The sequence below is a fragment of the Streptomyces sp. NPDC037421 genome (assembly GCF_055602105.1).
The window spans coordinates 196,037-213,167 of record NZ_JBVJWV010000001.1; the positions used below are offsets into that span (position 1 = coordinate 196,037).

General features: G+C 75.7%; 13 protein-coding genes. 7 read left to right on the forward strand and 6 right to left on the reverse strand.

Translation table 11 applies throughout. The features are described 5' to 3' along the window. Positions 1-33: 33 nt before the first annotated feature. Positions 34-816, forward strand: a complete 783-nt coding sequence (locus ACZ7IF_RS00840) for an oxidoreductase (protein WP_470961013.1) — start codon at positions 34-36, stop codon at positions 814-816. A gap of 85 nt (positions 817-901) precedes the next feature. Here ACZ7IF_RS00840 and ACZ7IF_RS00845 read toward each other — a convergent pair whose 3' ends face one another. From ACZ7IF_RS00845 to ACZ7IF_RS00855, 3 genes are all read right to left on the reverse strand, one after another. Beyond that, positions 902-1,156: a hypothetical protein gene (locus ACZ7IF_RS00845; protein WP_470961015.1), complete on the reverse strand. Its 255-nt coding sequence runs from the start codon at positions 1,154-1,156 to the stop codon at positions 902-904. 49 nt (positions 1,157-1,205) lie between these two features. Further along, positions 1,206-3,308, reverse strand: a complete 2,103-nt coding sequence (locus tag ACZ7IF_RS00850; protein ID WP_470961017.1) for a sensor histidine kinase — start codon at positions 3,306-3,308, stop codon at positions 1,206-1,208. 100 nt (positions 3,309-3,408) lie between these two features. Beyond that, positions 3,409-4,077: a response regulator transcription factor gene (locus tag ACZ7IF_RS00855; RefSeq protein ID WP_470961019.1), complete on the reverse strand. Its 669-nt coding sequence runs from the start codon at positions 4,075-4,077 to the stop codon at positions 3,409-3,411. A 131-nt stretch (positions 4,078-4,208) separates the two neighbouring features. Between ACZ7IF_RS00855 and ACZ7IF_RS00860 the strand changes: the two genes are divergently transcribed. Next, a complete protein-coding gene (locus tag ACZ7IF_RS00860) occupies positions 4,209-5,357 on the forward strand; it encodes a dehydroquinate synthase/iron-containing alcohol dehydrogenase family protein (RefSeq protein WP_470961021.1) in 1,149 nt (382 codons plus the stop codon). A 5-nt stretch (positions 5,358-5,362) separates the two neighbouring features. After that, positions 5,363-6,013 carry a hypothetical protein gene (locus ACZ7IF_RS00865; protein WP_470961023.1) on the forward strand — a complete coding sequence of 217 codons (651 nt, stop codon included), beginning with the start codon at positions 5,363-5,365 and terminating at the stop codon, positions 6,011-6,013. Here the strand turns inward: ACZ7IF_RS00865 and ACZ7IF_RS00870 are convergent. From ACZ7IF_RS00870 to ACZ7IF_RS00880, 3 genes are read right to left on the reverse strand one after another with little or no spacing between them, the layout of a single operon-like run. Beyond that, entirely contained in the window at positions 5,934-7,115 is a 1,182-nt protein-coding gene (locus ACZ7IF_RS00870; protein WP_470961025.1) for an anhydro-N-acetylmuramic acid kinase, read from the reverse strand. The genes ACZ7IF_RS00865 and ACZ7IF_RS00870 overlap by 80 nt on opposite strands. Beyond that, the gene (locus tag ACZ7IF_RS00875) at positions 7,112-8,539 is read right to left on the reverse strand and encodes an MFS transporter (RefSeq protein WP_470961027.1); all 1,428 of its coding nucleotides are present in this window, start codon (positions 8,537-8,539) and stop codon (positions 7,112-7,114) included. The genes ACZ7IF_RS00870 and ACZ7IF_RS00875 overlap by 4 nt, the downstream gene beginning before the upstream one ends. Positions 8,540-8,542: 3 nt before the next feature. Next, the gene (locus tag ACZ7IF_RS00880; protein ID WP_470961029.1) at positions 8,543-9,967 is read right to left on the reverse strand and encodes a L,D-transpeptidase; all 1,425 of its coding nucleotides are present in this window, start codon (positions 9,965-9,967) and stop codon (positions 8,543-8,545) included. Positions 9,968-10,137: 170 nt separating this feature from the next. On the opposite strand from ACZ7IF_RS00880, the gene ACZ7IF_RS00885 reads away from it, so the two are divergent. The 4 genes from ACZ7IF_RS00885 to ACZ7IF_RS00900 all read left to right on the forward strand — a co-directional run bounded on the left by ACZ7IF_RS00885 (position 10,138) and on the right by ACZ7IF_RS00900 (position 17,094). After that, positions 10,138-10,758, forward strand: coding sequence for an L-threonylcarbamoyladenylate synthase (locus ACZ7IF_RS00885; RefSeq protein WP_470961031.1), 621 nt, complete (start codon positions 10,138-10,140; stop codon positions 10,756-10,758). Between the two features lie 545 nt (positions 10,759-11,303). Then, positions 11,304-12,926 (forward strand): AfsR/SARP family transcriptional regulator, encoded by a 1,623-nt coding sequence (locus ACZ7IF_RS00890; protein ID WP_470961033.1) that lies wholly within the window; start codon positions 11,304-11,306, stop codon positions 12,924-12,926. Positions 12,927-13,058: 132 nt separating this feature from the next. Beyond that, a complete protein-coding gene (locus ACZ7IF_RS00895; protein ID WP_470961035.1) occupies positions 13,059-15,194 on the forward strand; it encodes a TOMM precursor leader peptide-binding protein in 2,136 nt (711 codons plus the stop codon). Further along, a complete protein-coding gene (locus tag ACZ7IF_RS00900) occupies positions 15,184-17,094 on the forward strand; it encodes a TOMM precursor leader peptide-binding protein (protein ID WP_470961037.1) in 1,911 nt (636 codons plus the stop codon). Before ACZ7IF_RS00895 ends, ACZ7IF_RS00900 begins: the two co-directional genes overlap by 11 nt. The last annotated feature ends 37 nt before the right edge of the window (positions 17,095-17,131 follow it).

A 17,131-nucleotide genomic window follows, 5' to 3' on the forward strand; every position in this document is an offset into this window, starting at 1 on the left:
TTTTGTACCTGTAGCTCAAGAACTGGGGAATTCATGAAGCTCGGACTGAACGGCAAGACCGCGGTCGTCACCGGAGCGAGCCGCGGCATCGGCCTCGCCACCGTGCGCACCCTGCTGGAGGAAGGGGTCCGCGTCCTCGGCGCCGCCCGCACGGTCACGCCCGAACTCGCCGCCTCCGGCGCCGTGCCGCTCGCGGCGGACCTCACCACCCCCGCCGGAGCGGCCGCCCTCGCGGAGGCCGCCGCAGCCGGACTCGGCGGCGTCGACCTGCTCGTCAACAACGTGGGCGGCGGCCCCGACACCGCGCTCACCGGCTTCCTCGACGCGGACGACGCGCAGTGGGCCGGCTACCTGGACGTCAACCTGTACAGCACGGTACGCGTGACCCGGGCCCTGCTCCCCGGCCTGATCGAGCGGCGCGGCGCCATCGTCAACGTCTCCTCGGTCAACTCCCGCCTCCCCGCCTCCGGCCCGGCGCCCTACAGCGCGGCCAAGGCGGCGCTCACCGCGCTCGGCAAGTCCCTCGCGGAGGAGTTCGGCCCGCGCGGGGTACGCGTCAACACCGTCTCGCCCGGTGTGGTGCGCACCGCGATCTGGGAGGACCCGGAGGGCTTCGGCGGCAAGGTGGCCGAGGCCCACGGGGTGGACCACGCCGCCTTCGTGAAGGCGATACCGCAGAACTTCGGGATCACCACCGGCCGGATCACCGAGCCGCGGGAGGTGGCCTCGCTGGTCGTGTTCCTGCTCTCGGAGGCCGCCGCCAACATCACGGGCGCGGACTACGTCATCGACGGCGGCACGCTCAAGACGGTCTGACCGCCGGCCGCCGCGCGGGCGCGCACGGCAAGGCGCCGGGCCCGGGACGTGTGTCCCGGGCCCGGCTTGAGGAGCTGTCCTCCGGTCACTTCGTGGTGTAGTACAGCCACCACTTGTGGTCCTGCTGCTTGCAGTAGTAGCTCTTGTAGTGGCCCGCCTTGCCGGCCGCCTCACAGGACGACTTGCTCGGGTAGGGCCCCTTCTTCCCCTTGGCCTTGTGCTCCAGCACCGACACCGCGTCGGACTGGTGCTGCGGGGCGGCCAGTGCGGCCGGACCGGCCATGATCAGACCGGCGGTGACCAGAGCCACCGGAGCGAGCCGAACGATCTTCGCGTACATGATGGTCCCTCTTTCTCGGATTCTCCGGGCCCGTTCGGGCTTCGGACCATCAACGTACGGAGCCCCCTGTCCCGGGCACATGGTCCCCAGGTCCCGTGCCGGTCCCGGCCGTACGCGGGAGCACCGCCCTGACCACGGTCCCGGTCCCGGTGCTGACCAGGTCGAAGGTGCCGCCCAGCTCCTCCGCGCGCTCGGCCATCGAGCGCAGCCCCACCCCGGCGTCGGCGGGCACGCCCGCGGGGACGCCGGAGCCGTCGTCGGTGACCTCCACCGTCACCGCCTCGGGGGTGAGCACCACCGCCGCGTGGGCGTGGCCGGCCCGCGCGTGGCGGACCACGTTGTTCAGGGCCTCCGCCGCGATCCGGTAGAGGGCCACCTCCACGGCGGCCGGCAGTCCCGGGAACGGCTCGGGGGCCAGGCTGACGGTGATGCGCAGGTTGCGGCCCAGGTGCTCGGCGAGCTGGCGCAGGGCGCGGGGCAGGTCGGCGCCGTCCAGGGCGGCGGGGGCCAGCCCGCCGGTGATGTGGCGCAGTTCGTCGATGGCCTGCCCGATGCCCTCGGACACGGCGGCCAGCGAGTCCGTGGCCCGGGTGCCTGGCGGTATGGCCGCGCGTGCGGCGTCGACCTGGAGGCGCAGTCCGGACAGGGCGGGGCCGAGGCCGTCGTGGAGGTCGTGGCGCAGCCGGCGCCGCTCCTCCTCGCGGGCCAGGACGATCTGTTCGCGGCTCGTCTGGAGTTCCTCGTAGAGCTGGAGGGAGGCGATGGCGGGCGCACTGTGGTCGGCCAGGATCCGCACGGCCTCGCGGTCCTGCTGGTCGAGGGCGAGTTCGCCCGCGCGCGGCGGAACGTAGAGGTGGCCGATGGCGTGGTCCCGGTGGACCAGGGGGAAGGCCTCGTCGCCGCTGCCGGGGCTGCCCAGGCGGGCCAGTTCGCGGTCCCCGTGCCGGGTGCGGATCACCAGGCGGGCGGCGGGCAGCCGGAGCGTGTGCACCACCGTGTCGCACAGCAGGCGGGGCATGTCCCCGGGGTCGAGGGCGTGGCTGAGCCGGTCGGCGAGGGCGCGCACCGCCTGGTAGGGCTGGGCGCGTTCGCCGTAGTAGTAGCGGTCGACCAGCCGGGCGGCCCAGCGGGCGGTGGGCCGCAGCAGGACGCCCACCAGCAGGGTGAGGCAGGCCATCAGCCCGGACTCGGGGGTCAGGGAGCCGGGCGCGAAGTAGTCGAGGACGAAGGCGCCGCCCGCGTAGGCCATGAACAGGCCGAAGGTGAGCACGAAGGCCGTCAGGATGCGCCGCCCCGCCCGGTCCAGGGCCCAGGTGCGCTCCCGGATGTGCACGTAGCCCACGGTCGCCGGCCAGGACGCGGCGGCGAGGTAGACGATGACGACCTCGAAGCCCATCGGCGGGTCGCCGTACTGGTTGACGGCGATCACCGCGATCCACAGCAGGTAGGGCACCGCCAGGATCGCGTAGGGGCGGTCGGACCTGGCGGTGCGGGGCCAGCGGACCGCCATGACGAGGATGCCGATGCCCGCGATGAAGGGCGGCACCCAGCGCGAGGCGGTGTCCATCCACGGCGTCAGCAGGCGTTCCAGGCCGTCCCATCCGGCGCCGGCGATGGGGGTCTCGACCCCGTAGTAGACGAAGCCGGGGCGGGTGAAGACGTAGTACTGCTGGGCGGCGCTGAAGAGGGCGGTGAAGGCCACGTACGGCGCGCCCCACCGGGGGAAGCGGCCGGTGGGCAGCCACAGCGGCATGGGGTAGATGATGACGTTGATCAGCGTGAAGGCGACCGCCACCAGGATGAACACGGCGGTGAGCACGCGCGGGCCCGCTCCGTGCACCACGGCGGTCTGCGGCACCACCTGGGCGAGGGTGAGCGCGCAGCCGGAGCAGAGCATGAGCCAGCCGAGGAGCCGGGCGGTCCGCCGGGCGGCGAAGACCATGCCGGTGAGGGCGATGCCGAGGCCGACGAGCACGTGGTCGGCGGCGAGGTGGAGCCGTACGCTGCGCAGCGCGGGGTGGCCGATGTGGGTGAGGGTGACGATGCCCCAGGTGATGGCGGCGAGCATGGTGAGGACGCAGACGGCGTAGGCGGGCAGCATCTCCGGCCCCGAGCGGGGCGTGCTCGCGGTGGTCCGGTTCGCTGTGCGCATGTCGGCCTCCCCGGCCGCTCGGTGCGTTGGTATCCAGCCTGGTGCGCCCCCGGTCCCGGGCGCATGGGGCGGGTGCCCCGGTTTCCGGGCGTCCGGGGTCTCAGCCGTCGCCGCCCAGGCCCGCGTCCCGGGCCCGGGCCACGGCCTCGGCGCGGGAGGTGACCTGGAGCTTCTCGAAGACGTGGGTGATGTGGTTGCGGACCGTCTTCTCGGACAGGACCAGCTCCCGGGCGATGCGCCGGTTGTCGTGGCCCCGCGCGATCAGTTCGAGGACCTCCACCTCACGGGAGGTCAGGGAGGGGAAGAGCTGTCCGGCGTCGCGCCGCCGGCCGCCGGCCAGGAGCTCCGAGAGCCGGGCGGCGATCTCGGAGCCGATGACGGCGCCGCCCGCCGCGACCGTGCGCAGCGCGTGCAGCACCTCCTCGGAGCCCGCGCCCTTGACCACGTAGCCCCGGGCGCCCGCCTGGAGGGCGGCGAGCAGGCTGCCGTCGTCGTCGGACATGGTGAGCATGAGGACGGGCAGCCCGGGGTGGGTGCCGGCGAGGCGGCGCGTGGCCTCGATCCCGGAGACGTCGGGCAGGGACAGGTCCATCACGACCACGTCCGGCCGGTGCCGGTCCACCGCGTCCGGGACTTCGCCGCCGGTCTCGGCCTCGGCTACGACGACCGCGCCCCGGGTGCTCTCCAGGGCGGCCCGCAGGCCCTCGCGGAACAGGGGGTGGTCGTCGACGATCAAGACCCTGGGAATGGTTCGGTCTTCTTCGTCCACGGATCGACACTACCAGTCACGACCAGTCGCTCTGAGTGACCGGGCCGGACGGGGTGGGACCGGGCCGGAGGGACCGGGAAGGGGTCTGGGCCTCATGCCCCTGGGGTGCGGGCGCCCGGATCGTGAGCGGCATGTCCGCACACCTCTCCTCCGTCCGCATCGACCGGTCCCTGCTCTGCGGCCCGGCGCACGTCCCCGTGCAGATCCGCTGCGGGGACGGCTCGGCGGACGAACTCCCCGACGTCCTGCGGGACCTCGCCCCGGGCCGGATCGCCCTGGTCACCGACCCCGGCCTGCCGCGCGAGCACGCGGCGGGCGTCCTGCGCCTGCTGGGCGCGGCCGCGCCCGCCGGAGTGCTGTGGCCCGACGGCGAAGGCCCCCTCGTGGTCCCGGACGGCGCCCTCGCCGTCGCGCTCGGCGGCAGCCGCGTGATCGAAGCGGCCGACCGGGCCCGGTACGCCGACGGCACCCGGCCGGCCCTGGTCCGCCTGCCCGCCACCCTGCGGGCCATGACGGACACGGCCCTGTCGGTGGCGGGTCCGGGCGGCCGGATCTCGGCGCCGGCTCTGGTCCGGATCCAGCTGGAGTACCTCGCGACCCTGCCGCCGCACAGGCTGCGCGCCGGGCTGAGCCCGCTGCTGCGCACCGTACTGGCCGTCGTGCCGGCGTCGGCCGGGCGCGTGGCCCCCCGGCTGCGGCCCGGCGGCGGGTACGACCCGCAGACGCTGGCGTCGTACGTCTCCCTCTGCCTGGAGGCCAGGGCCGCACTCGGCTCCCACGACCCGCTCGGGCGCGGCCCCGCCGCCGCCCTGCGCTACGGCGAGCCCGTCGCCCGGGCGGTGCGGAGCCTCGCCGGACCGGAACTCCCGTACGGGGACGCGCTCGCCCTGGGCCTGCGCGCCGCCGCCGCGGTCTCCCGCCGCCTGGGGCTGCTGGGCCCGGCGGACGAAGCGGCCCACGAGGACCTGCTGACCCGCGCCGGCGCCGCCCGGACCCTGCCCGACGGGATCCGCCCGAGCGAGCTCGCGGCGGCCGTGACCGGGGGCCGGGAGGAGGCCCGCATGGTGCTGCTGCGCGGGCTGGGCGATCCGTACGCACACCACGGCTCCCTGCTGGCCCCGGTCCCCGCGGGCCTGCTGGAAGCCGCACTCACCGACCTCGTGCCCGCCGGCCGGCGGATCCCGGCACCGGACCGGGCCCGGGACCGCGCCCGGGTCTCCGTCCCGGGCGGCCGGGACGGAGGACTCCCCGCCCCGGGCCGAACGCTCTCAAGGAAGTGATCACCATGTACCCGTTCCTCGGCCACTTCGGCGCCGGCCTCCCGGCGCACCGGCTGCGCGCCGCCGCCGCGCAGCTGCGCACGGGCACTCCCGGCGGGACGTGCCTGAGCCGCGGCGGGGGGTGGGCGCTGGCGTCCGGCCGGGTCTTCGAGCGGGGCGGGATCGCCGCGGTCCTCGACGGCGGGATCGACGGCCGGCTCGCCCTGGCCACCCGGCTGGAGGTACGCGGCCTCCCGGTCGCCGACCGGAACGACGCGGCGCTGGCGCACTCCGCCTTCGAGCTGGACGGCGCGGAGTTCGCGGCGCACCTCAAGGGCGCGTACGCGGCGGCCGTGGTCGACGCGCGCGCCGAACCGGTGCTGGTCCTGGCCGCCTGCGGGGCGGACGGCACTCCGGTCCACTACCACTGGGATCCCGGCCGGGGGCGGTTGTGCTTCGCCTCGGCCGTCCCGGCGCTGCTCGCGCTGCTGCCGGACCGGCCGGGGCAGCGGGTACGGACGCTGCCGCCCGGCACCACCGCCGTTTGCTCGCGCCGGGCGGGGCTGCGGCTGGTGCGCGGGGCGGAGCCGGCCGCGCTCACGGCGGGCCCACGGCGATCCGTACCGGCGGCCGGGACGGCGCGGGCGGAAGCCGCAGCGGCTCGCGGCCCGGGGTGAGGGAGCCGAGCACCCGGGGCCCCCGGGCCCCGGTGCACCCGGGGGCGTTGCCGGGCAGGCCGTGCAGGGTGAGGAAGCCGAGGACGGCGAAGGCGTACGCCTCCTTGGCCGCGGCGGGCAGTCCCAGTGCCGCCGAATCCAGCAGGGCGGTGCGCGGGGGCAGTTCCTCGCGGAGCATGGCCATGAGGGCCGGGTTGCGGGTGCCGCCGCCGGAGGCGACGACCTCGGTGACGCCCAGCGGGCGCAGGGCGTCGGCGACGGTCCGGGCGGTGAGCCGGGCGAGGGTGGCGAGGAGGTCCTGCGGCGGGAGGGCCGCGCAGCCGTCGAGGGCGGCGCGCAGGTGGCCGTGGTGGAAGAGCTCCTTGCCGGTGCTCTTGGGCGCGGGCAGCCGGTAGTAGGGCTCGGCGAGCAGGCGCAGCAGGAGCGGTTCGTGGACCCGGCCGGCGGCGGCGAGGGCGCCGTCCTCGTCGTATCCGAGCCGGCCGCCGGTGAGTTCGCGTACGGCGGCGTCCATCAGGGCGTTGCCGGGGCCGGTGTCGAAGGCCACGGGCGGGCCGGACCGGGGCAGGGCGGTGAGGTTGGCGATGCCGCCGATGTTGAGGGCGGCGGGCGTGCCGGGGCGGCCGCGCAGCAGCATCAGGTCGACGAGGCCGACGAGCGGGGCGCCCTGGCCGCCGGCCGCGATGTCGCGGGGGCGGAAGTCGCAGACGACGGGGCGGCCGGTGGCTTCGGCGATCCAGGCGGGGCGGCCGAGCTGGAGGGTGCCGTGGACCTGCCCGGCGTCGGTCCAGTGGTAGACGGTCTGGCCGTGCGAGGCGATCAGGTCGGCGCGGCCGGCGCACAGTTCGCGCTCGGCGCGGACCGCGAGGGCGGCGAAGGCCTGCCCGATGCGGGTGTCGAGCAGGCAGACGTCGGCCAGGGTGGTGGGCGCGGGCGGCAGGGCCGCCGCGAGGGCGTCGCGCAGGCCGTCCTCGTAGGGGGCGCTGACCAGTCCGAACGGCACCAGCCGCAGGGTCTCGCCGCCGTCCTCCAGGGTGAGCCGGGCGGCGGCCGCGTCGACGGCGTCGTACGAGGTGCCCGACATCAGGCCGATCACCCTCATTCCAGGGGCCTCCTGTGGTCGTCGCCGCGCAGCCCGGCCAGGGCGACGGCGCTGAGGGCGCAGGTGCCGGCGGCGTAGTAGGCGGGGACGTCGTGGTCGCCGGTGGCGGCGGTCAGGGCGGTGACGACGAGGCCCGCGCAGCCGGAGAACACGGCGCCGGTGAGGGCGTACGCCAGTCCGAGGCCGGTGCAGCGCACCCGGGCGGGGAACATCTCGGCGAGCATCGCGGGCCCGGGGCCGGCGAGGAGCCCGACGGTGGCGCCCGCGCCGAGGACGGCGGCGGCCTTGGCGGGGGCGGTGGCGGCGGGGTCCTGGAGGACGTGGAGCAGCGGGAACGCGAGGAGGGTGACGCCGAGGGCCCCGGCGAGCATGACGGGGCGGCGGCCGACCCGGTCGCTGAGGATCCCGGCGGGCAGGATGGCGGCGGCGAAGCCGAGGTTGGCGAGGGCGGTCGCGGTCAGGGCCTGCCCGAAGGAGGCGCCGAGCGTGGTCTGGAGGTAGGAGGGCAGCACCACGAGGAAGGTGTACCCGGCCGCGGACCAGCCCATGAGCCGAGCGACCCCGAGGAGGACGGCCCGGGCGGCACCGGCGCCGCTCCCGGCGGCTCCGGTGAGGCCGGCTCCGGTGAGGCCGGCTCCGGCGCGGCCGTGGGGCACTGCCTCCGGCGACGGCGGCACGGCCACCGGCGGTACGGGCGCGGGTGCGGACCGGGCGGCTCCCGGCGGCGGGCCGGCCTTGTGCGGCGGCTCCGGGGGTGGTTCGTCCGGCAGGCCGGAGCGCAGGCGGTACGCGGCCAGGCCGAGCGGCAGGGCCAGCAGGAAGGGGATCCGCCAGCCCCAGGCGTGCAGGGCCGCCGGGGAGAGCAGCCCGGCCAGGAGGGCGGCGACGGCCGCGCCGGCGAGCAGGCCCAGGGCGACGGTGAAGGACTGCCAGGCACCGTGTCGGCCGCGCCGGCCCGGCGGCGCCGATTCCGTCATCAGGGCCACGGCCCCGCCGAACTCCCCGCCCAGGCACAGCCCTTGCAGCACGCGGAGCAGGGTGAGCAGCCAGGGGGCGGCGGGTCCGATGGCGGCCCGGGTCGGGAGGAGACCGATCAGGGTGGTGGCCAGGGTCATCAGGGCGATGACGAGGACCAGGGCGGGGCGGCGGCCCATGCGGTCGCCGAGGCGGCCGAAGAGCAGGGCTCCGGCGGGCCGGAAGAAGAAGGACACCGCGAAGGAGGCGTAGGTGGCGACCAGCGGGCCGGCGCCGCCCTGGCCGGCCGCGGACGAGGGGGTGAAGAACCGGTCGGCGATGACCGTGGCGAAGGCGCCGTAGACGCCGAACTCGTACCACTCGGTGAAGTTCCCGGCGGAGCCCGCGAGCAGCACCCGGCGCGGTCCGGCAGCGGGCCGCGCGGGGCGGGGCGGCGCGAGGGGGGCCACTCCTCAGGTCGTCGGGTCGAGGCGGGAGGGGGCGTCCGCCGGCCGGTGCGCGGCGGCCGCCGGGGTCAGGGCGCTGCCCGAGAGCCAGGTGCGCCAGTCCATGTTCCAGTCGCCGATGCCGTTGCCGAAGGGGTCCATCCGCTCGCCGCCGCTGTTGACCACCTCGACGATGTCGCCCTCGCGGACGGTCTCGTAGAACCAGGCGGCGTCCGCGGTGGACATGCCGGTGCAGCCGTGGCTGACGTTCTCCTCGCCCTGGGACTCGACGGACCAGGGCGCGGCGTGGACGTACTCCCCGCTCCAGGTGACCCGTGTCGCGTAGAAGACGGGGAGGTCGTAGAACTCCTTGGTGCCCTTCTTGATGCCGACGCTGTCGCCGCGCATGCGGACCTTGTACTCCTTGCCGAGGACGACCTTGACGCCGCTGCGGGTGCGGAAGCCGGCCTTTCCGGTGGTGACGGGGATGGTCCTGATGACGCGTCCGTTGCGGCGTACGGTCATCTCGTGGGCGGCGGAGTCGGTGACGGCCTCGATGCGGTCCGCGACGGTGAACTCCAGGGGCTCGGAGGGGCCGCCGTAGCCGTGCTCGCCGAGTCCGACCCCGTCGAGGCCGCTGCGGACGCGGACGACGGTGTGGGCGGGCCAGTACGTGCGGGGCCGGAAGTGCAGGGTCGAGCTGTCGACCCAGTGCCAGGCTCCCTCCACCTGGGGCCGCGAGGTCACCTGGAGGGCCTGCTCGACGCGGGCGCGGGCGTCGGGGTCGTCGGCGGGGACGGGGTGGCTGAGTTCGGCGGTGACGACCTCGCCGGCGCCGTACGTGCCCGGGCGGGGGCCGAACTCGGCGGTGAGCCTGCCCCCGTCGGCGGGCGCGTCGGGCGGTGCGGTCCGGAAGACCATGCTCACGCCGACGGGGGCGCCGCGGCCGTCCTGGGCGCCGACGCGGACGGTGTAGCCCTCCCCCGCGCGCAGGGGTTCGGTGTTGCGCCAGTGTCCGCCGTCCGGGCCGAGCTCGCCGGCGAGGTGGCGGCCGTGCCCGTCGGTGACGGTGACGTCTGTGAGGCGGCCGGCCTCCGCCCGGGCGAGGGTGATCTCCAGCGGGGAGCCCGAGTCCGTGGGGAGTTCACCGGCGTCGCCGAGGGCCGGGTCCCACAGGACGGTGCCGCCCCGGGCGGTGGCGAGCACCCGCTGCTCCTGCCAGGTGCCGCAGCGGCTCCCGCGGAAGGCTCCGGCCGCGCACCACACGGCGGAGTCGGCGCGGACCCCGCCGTCCAGGGCGTGGCCGACCAGCAGGGTGACCGCCGCCTCCGGGGCGGCGCCGGGGGCCGCCGCCTCGGCCGTGCGGCCGGGTGCGGCGGCGAGGGCCAGCGCGGCGGCCCCCGTCACCGCGGCGACCGCGCCGCTCCACGCCTTCGTCCGTGACTTCGCCACGCAGCCCTCCACCTTTGTCCCTCGGCCGGATGGCAGCATCAAAGAGGACGGGAAGCCGAAACGATGATCATAAACTCGGCGCTGCGCCCGAACGGGCGCCCCAAGTGAACCCGGACGGAGTACCCGCGCGACCGCCGGAGTGCGGCGGTCCGGTCCCGTAGGCTCGGCGGATGGCGAAGTACTTCGACGTTCACCCCGAGAATCCCCAGCGCCGCACCCTCACCGGCGTGGCGGACTCCATCCGCTCAGGCGCGCTCATCGCGTACCCGACGGACTCCTGTTTCGCGCTGGGCTGTCAGCTGGGCAACCGCGACGGCATCGCGCGGATCCGGTCCATCCGCAACCTCGACGACAAGCACCACTTCACCCTCGTGTGCCAGAACTTCGCCCAGCTGGGGCAGTTCGTGTACGTGGACAACGACGTGTTCCGGGCCGTCAAGGCGGCTACCCCGGGCGCCTACACCTTCATCCTGAAGGCCACTTCGGAGGTGCCGCGCCAGCTGCTGCACCCGAAGAAGAAGACGGTCGGGGTCCGGATCCCGGACCACCTCGTCGCCCAGGCCCTGCTCGCCGAACTGGGCGAGCCGCTGGTCTCCAGCACCCTGCTGCTGCCGGACGAGGACGAGCCGCTGACCCAGGGCTGGGAGATCAAGGAGCGGCTCGACCACGTGGTGGACGCCGTCGTCGACTCCGGGGACTGCGGCACCCGGCCGACCACCGTCATCGACTTCTCCGGCGGCGGGGCGGAGATCCTGCGCCGCGGGGCGGGCGACACCGCGCGCTTCGAGTAGTCCTCCCGCGATCCTCCTGCGACGGCGGATTCCGGTTCCGGATCACTATCCGGAATCCGCCAATCCGCCATCCGATCCGGCCATGCGGGAGCCGGCCGCCAATGCTCCCCCCCTCCATACTCAAGCGATCCTTTATCCGGACTCGTTTAGCTGTGAACAGAATTGGCGAACCGGCGGTAACTCCACGGATTCCCGGGGTGACGGAGAGGAGAAGAAGGCCGGGTACGCCGGAATTGATCCGTATCCGAACTCGACTTTCACAAGATCCGTTCTGTAGGGTTCCAGTTATTCACCGCCCAACGGGGAGCGGCGAGCAGCCGCGGGCACTGGTCCGGACTTTTCCGGAGGCGTGTCCGTCACGGCCGCTCGCGGGAATGACGCCCCCGTCACGCTCATCTGCGACACACGTGACCCGACACGGGGGACCATCAATGCGGTTCCAGCTTTTGGGGCCCTTGAGTATTGCGCACGGCCCCGAGACAGTAGTTCTCAAACCATCCAAGCCGACCAGTCTCCTCGCCGCCCTTCTGCTCCATCCCGGCGCCGTGGTTTCCACCGGCTATCTGCTGCGTGCCGTATGGGACGAGGAGCCTCCCGCGACGGCCCGGGCCGCACTCCAGACCTGTGTGCTGCGGCTGCGCCGGTTATTCGCGAAATACGGCATATCCGCGACCACCATCGAGGCCGTGCCGGGCGGATACCGGATGCGCAACGACACCGAGACGCTCGACCTCGTGCTGTTCCGGTTGCTGACCGCGCAGGCGCGGGCCGCCGCCGGGACGCCCGAGGAGCTGTACCGGCTGCGCGAGGCCCTCTCCCTCTGGCAGGGGCAGCCCCTGTCGAACGTGGCTTCGGGCATGCTCCAGCGGGACGCGGTGCCCGCCCTCGAACAGGAGCGGCTACGGGTCCTGGAGCGGGTGTGCGACCTCGAACTGGCCGCCGGCAACTGCCATCAGGTGCTCGTCGACCTGTACGAGGGCGCCCGCCGCCAGCCCGTCCGCGAGCGCTTCACCGAGCAGCTCGTCGAGGCCCTCTACCGCACCGGCCGGCAGGCGGAGGCGCTCGCCGAGTACCGCACCGTGCGGGAGCGGCTGCGCGAGGAACTGGGCGTCGACCCCGGTCCGGGCCTGCGCCGCCTGGAGCTGGCGATCCTGCGGGCCGAGGAACTGGGCCCGGCCGCCCGCCCCGAGGTCCTCGAACCGGCCCCGCCCCGCCCCGCCGCCGCCGTCCACGACCGCGCCCTGGAGCGCGCCGGACCACCGCCGGTGCCCGGTTTCGCCGGACGCGCGGCGGACTTGCGGGCCCTGGCCCTGCGCCTCACCGACACCGGCGGCCCCCGGCTGCTGGTCGTCTCCGGAGCACCCGGGATCGGCAAGTCGGCGCTCGCGCAGCAGAGCGCGTACGAGGTCCGGGGGGCCTTCCCGGGCGGGGTGTCCGCCATCGACCTGGCCCGGCCCGACGGGAGCCCCCTCGACACCGAGGAGGCCCGCAAGCTGCTGCCCGGACCGGGCGGCGACGGCCGGCGGCTGCTGATCCTCGACAACGCGGCCGGCGCGGGCCAGGTGCTGCCGCTGCTGCCGGAGACCGGCGGCGCCACCGTACTGGTGACCAGCCGGCGCGCCCTGGCGGCGGCGGTCGCCACGCACGGCGGCTCCGTGCACCGGCTCGACGTGCTCGCACCGGCCGAGGCCCACGCACTGCTCACCGGTCTCGTCGGAGCCGACCGGATCACGGGCGAGGAGCCGGCCGCGCGCGAACTGGCCGCCGTCTGCGGGTACTTCCCGCTCGCGCTGCGGATCGCCGCCGGGCGGCTGCTGACCCGGCCGGGACTGTCCGTCGCCGACTGCGCGGCCTGGCTGGCGGAGGACCCGCCGGGCCGGCTGGCCCTCGCCGAGGACCCCCGGCTGTCGGTGCCGGAGGTCTTCGGGCAGGCCGTCGGCGCGCTCCCGCCCGATCTGCGGGAGGCGTTCCTGCGGCTGGGCTCGCTCGAGCCCGGCTCCGGTCCCGCCACAGCCGCGGAAGAGAGCGTGCTCGAACAGCTCGTGGAGGCCGGGATGCTGGAGGACGGGCCGCCCGGCGAGCCCTACCGGATCCACGCCTTCCTCCGCGTGTACGCGCGGTGGCTGGCCCGGGGCCGGGCCGGCGCCGCGGTCCTCCTGCCCCGCTGAGGCGGCCCCGCCCGCCTCCCCGACATTTCCCACCTCACGTCTTTGTCCCCACCAGACCGCAATCAGAGGTGTTCCATGTCCCTGGACAGCTATCAGTACGTTGCCGCGACACGCCCCAGGATCCGCCGGGACGTGCTCTTCACCGAAACGCCCGACGGCGTGCTGTTCCACAATTCCGACGGGGGCTTCCGCCTCACCGCCCGCACCGCGTACCGGTTCGCCACGCTGATCGTCCCGCACCTGACCGGCGAGCACACCGTCACCGAGCTGTGTCAGGGACTGGGCGACTCCCAGCGCGCGATGGTCGGCGAACTCGTCAAGACCCTGTACGAACGGGACTTCGCCCGTTCCGTCGCCGAGCCCGCGCGAGCGCAGCGGGCCGCCGCGCCGCCGCCGGACGTGGCCCGCAGATTCGCGCCGCAGATCGCCTACGCCGACCACTACGCCGACGACGCCGAAGCCCGCTTCCTGCGCTTCCGCGGCACCCGGGTCGCCGTCCTCGGCGAGGACGCGGTGGCCCGCTGGTGCGCGCTGAGCCTGGTGCGCAACGGCTGCGCCGTCATCGGCGTGCTGCCGGGGGCCGACGCGGACGGGGTACGGGCCGAGGCTGCCGAGGCCGTCGCCGACGGCTGTCCGGCGGAGATCCGCACGCTGCCCGGACAGCCGCTCGGCTGGGACGGGCTGGAGGAGTACGACTTCGTCGTGGTGACCGGCGGGGCGGCGGCACCGGCCCGGCTGCTGCCGCTGCTGCGCGCCGGGGTCCCCGAGGGGCGCACCCTGCTGCCCGCCTGGTCGTACGGGAACGACGCGGTGGTCGGCCCGCTCATGGCGCACGGCACCGCCGGCTGCTGGTCCTGCGCGGCCCTGAGGCTGGGCTCGGCGCGCGGCGGCCCGGCGGCGGCCGCGCTCTGGAGCGCCCTCGCGCTGCCGGAGGCGCCCCTCGCCGAGGGCCCGGTGCCGGGGCGGCCGCTGGCCGCGATGATCGGCAACCTGCTCGGGTACGAGGTGTTCCGCGCGGCCTCCGGCTCCCTGCCCGCCGAGACCGCCGGACGGCTCCTCGTCCAGGACACCGCCTCGCTGGACGTCACCGCCGAGCCGCTCTTCCCGCACCCGCGCTGCCCGTTCTGCGCGCCCGGGGAGACCGAGGCCGCTCCTGTGGACCTCACCGCCGCCGGTACCTCGGCAACGCCCGCACTGCCGACGCTGGAGACCGCCCGGGAGGCGGACGAGCTGGTCGAGGAGCTGAACCGGCGCTCCGCCCTGGTGCGCCCGTACGCGGGGGTGTTCACCCGGTACGCGGACGAGGAGCTCACCCAGATCCCGCTGAAGGCCGGGGTGGTGGAGCTGGGCCTCGGGCACGGGGAGACCCGCACCGTGGCCGCGTTCGACGTCCACCACGTGGCCGGGGCCCGGATGCGGGCCCTGGACGCGGCGGCGCTGGTGTACGCGGAGCACGTGGTGCCGGCCCGCGACGTGGTCGGCGCCTCCGCGGGGCCGGGCGCGGTGGACGCGGCTCGGCTGGCGACGGCCTCCGGGATACCGGGCGAGGCGTCCGCGTACCAGCTCGCGGTGTCCCTGCTGACGAAGGAGTCCGTACTGGTCCCGGCGGGCGCGGTACGGCCGTTCGGCCCGCACAACGCCGAACGGCTCTTCGAGCGCACCCGCGCCGGGGCCGGGGCCGGCCCCTCCCCCGCCGACGCGGCCGCGGCCGGGCTGCTGTCGGCGCTCGGGCACGCCGCGCTGCTGCGCGCGGTGCGCGGGGCGGAGGCGGCCCGGGTGCCGCTGCCGGAGCGCGACGGGGAGGACGCCGAACTCGGTTTCCTGCTGCGGTCGGCGGACCGGCTGGAGGTGGAGCCGGAGTTGCTGGACCTCGGGGAGGGCGCGCGCTCCGGAGTGCAGGTGCTGCTCGCGCGCGCCGGGGAGCGCTGGGCGCTGGGCGAGGGCCTGGACCGGCGTACGGCGGCGGTCGCGGCCCTGCGGGAGCTGCTGGGCGGGGTCCAGTACGGGGCGGAGACCGCCGACGCGGGCCGCGATCCCCTGATGCGGGACCTGGACCCGCGCGCGCTGGCGGTGTCCGGGGAGCCGGCCGCGCCCGTGGCGGCGGGGCCGGGTACGTCCTGGGAGCGGGTGCTGGAGTTCCTGGCCGGGGCGGGGCTCGACGCGTACGCGGTCCCGACCGGGTCCGCGGAGCTGGCCGGGGCGGGGATCCACGCCGTGCGGGTGCTGCTCGCCGCGGCGGCGGTCCGGGAGTCCGGCGATGACGCGTAGCGGATCCGCCGCGGTGGCGGACGGGCTCGGGCGGGAGGCCGCCGGGCGGTTCACGGCGCTGCTGGAGCGCTCGGTGGCCGCGCTGGGCGGGCCGCCGGTGGCCGTGTCGGCGCTGGGGCTGCGGGACGCGTTCGCCGCCCGGGACCGGGAGGTGCCGGCCGGCGCGGTCCCGGTGGCCCTCTACGGGCACCAGGCCGTGGTGGGCCCCCTCCCGGGGGACGGGCCGGGGTGCGCGCGGTGCCTGGAGCGGCGCTGGCAGGCGGTGCGGTCGGTCGCGCTGCGGGACGCCCTGGAGCTGGGCGGCGGGACCCGGGCGGCGGGCGGCTGGCCGTACGCGCACGCCTTCGCCGCCGACGCGCTGGCCGCGCTGGTGGTCTCGGCGGGCTCCGGCTCCGCCGGGGCGGCGGGCGGGGTGTTCCCCGGGGTGTGGGTGCTGGACCTGCGGAGCGGGGGCGTGCGGGGGTACCCGCTGGTGCCCGATCCGGAGTGCCCGGTGTGCGGGACGCCCGAGGCGGACACGGCCCGGGCGCTGGATCCGGAGCCGGCGCCCAAGTACCGGCCGGGGGCGTTCCGTACCCGGCCCGTGGAGGCGTACGCCATCGACGTGGCGGCGTTCGCCAACCCGCTGTGCGGGGCGCTGGGGCCCTCGCTGGTGCAGGACATCTCCTCGACGTCCACCTCCGCGACCATCGGCTGCTTCTCGATGCGCTCCGGCGAGTACCTGCGCGAGACGTTCTGGGGCGGGCACACGGACTCCTTCGACCGCAGCGCCCGGGTCGGCGTGCTGGAGGGGCTGGAGCGGTACGCGGGGATGCGCTCGCGGTCGCGCACGACCAGCGTCACCGGCTCGCTGAACGGCTTCGGGGCCGAGGCCGTCGACCCGCGGCGGGTGGGCCTGTACAGCGAGGCGTTCTACCGGGACAACCCCCGGGTGCGGCCCTTCGACCCGGACCGGGAGATCCCGTGGGTGTGGGGCTGGTCGCTGCGCGACCGGCAGCCGCGGCTGGTACCGGAGGTGCTGACGTACTACCACGCGCCGGGTCTGGAGAACCGGTTCGTGCAGGAGAGCTCCAACGGCTGCGCCTCCGGCGGGAGTCTGGCCGAGGCCGCCTACTTCGGGCTGATGGAGGTGGTCGAGCGGGACGCCTTCCTGCTGACCTGGTACGGGCGGCAGCCGCTGCCCGAGATCGACCCGGCCACCAGCTCCAGGGCCTCGACGCGGGCCATGGTCGACCGGCTCGCCCTGTACGGGTACCGGGCGCGGTTCTTCGACACGCGGATCAGTTTCCCGATCCCGGTGGTGACCGCGGTCGCCGAGCGGTTCGACGGCGGCCCCGGCCGGATGTGCTTCGGGGCGGGGGCCGGGCTGGACCCGGAATCGGCGCTGGACTCGGCGCTGTGCGAGATCGCCACGGACGCCGTGAACCTGCCCGGGCGCACCGAGCGGGACGAGGAGCGGCTGCGCGCGATGGCCGCCGATTTCGACCTGGTCACCGCCCTGCACGACCACCCGCTGGTGTACGGGGTGCCGGAGATGGGCCGCCACGCCGACTTCCTGCTGCGCGGGCCCTCGCGGGGGCCGCTGCGGCCGGTGTCGTCGCTGCTGGGCCCCGAGGGGGTGTCGGACGACGTGGCCGAGGACCTGGCGCGGTGCGTGGAGGCCGTCGCCGCCGGGGGGTTCGACGTGGTGGTGGTCGACCAGACCCTGCCGGAGCAGCGGGCACTGGGCCTGCACACCGTGAGCGTGCTGGTGCCGGGGCTGCTGCCGATCGACTTCGGCTGGTCGAGGCAGCGCGCGCTGGGCATGCCGCGCATGCGCACGGCCCTGCGCGAGGCGGGGCTGCGCGGGCGCGACCTGGAGCCGGCCGACCTCAACCCGGCCCCGCACCCCTTCCCCTGACCCGGCCGCCGGCCCGCCCGGCACGGCCGCACCAACC

Excerpts from the sequence above, each read along its gene's own strand:
- ACZ7IF_RS00860 (WP_470961021.1), top strand. The coding sequence starts at position 4,209 with ATGTCCGCACACCTCTCCTCCGTCCGCATCGACCGGTCCCTGCTCTGC.
- ACZ7IF_RS00885 (WP_470961031.1), top strand. The coding sequence starts at position 10,138 with ATGGCGAAGTACTTCGACGTTCACCCCGAGAATCCCCAGCGCCGCACC.
- ACZ7IF_RS00840 (WP_470961013.1), top strand. The coding sequence starts at position 34 with ATGAAGCTCGGACTGAACGGCAAGACCGCGGTCGTCACCGGAGCGAGC.
- ACZ7IF_RS00900 (WP_470961037.1), top strand. The coding sequence starts at position 15,184 with ATGACGCGTAGCGGATCCGCCGCGGTGGCGGACGGGCTCGGGCGGGAG.
- ACZ7IF_RS00865 (WP_470961023.1), top strand. The coding sequence starts at position 5,363 with ATGTACCCGTTCCTCGGCCACTTCGGCGCCGGCCTCCCGGCGCACCGG.
- ACZ7IF_RS00850 (WP_470961017.1), bottom strand. The coding sequence starts at position 3,308 with ATGCGCACAGCGAACCGGACCACCGCGAGCACGCCCCGCTCGGGGCCG.
- ACZ7IF_RS00845 (WP_470961015.1), bottom strand. The coding sequence starts at position 1,156 with ATGTACGCGAAGATCGTTCGGCTCGCTCCGGTGGCTCTGGTCACCGCC.
- ACZ7IF_RS00870 (WP_470961025.1), bottom strand. The coding sequence starts at position 7,115 with ATGAGGGTGATCGGCCTGATGTCGGGCACCTCGTACGACGCCGTCGAC.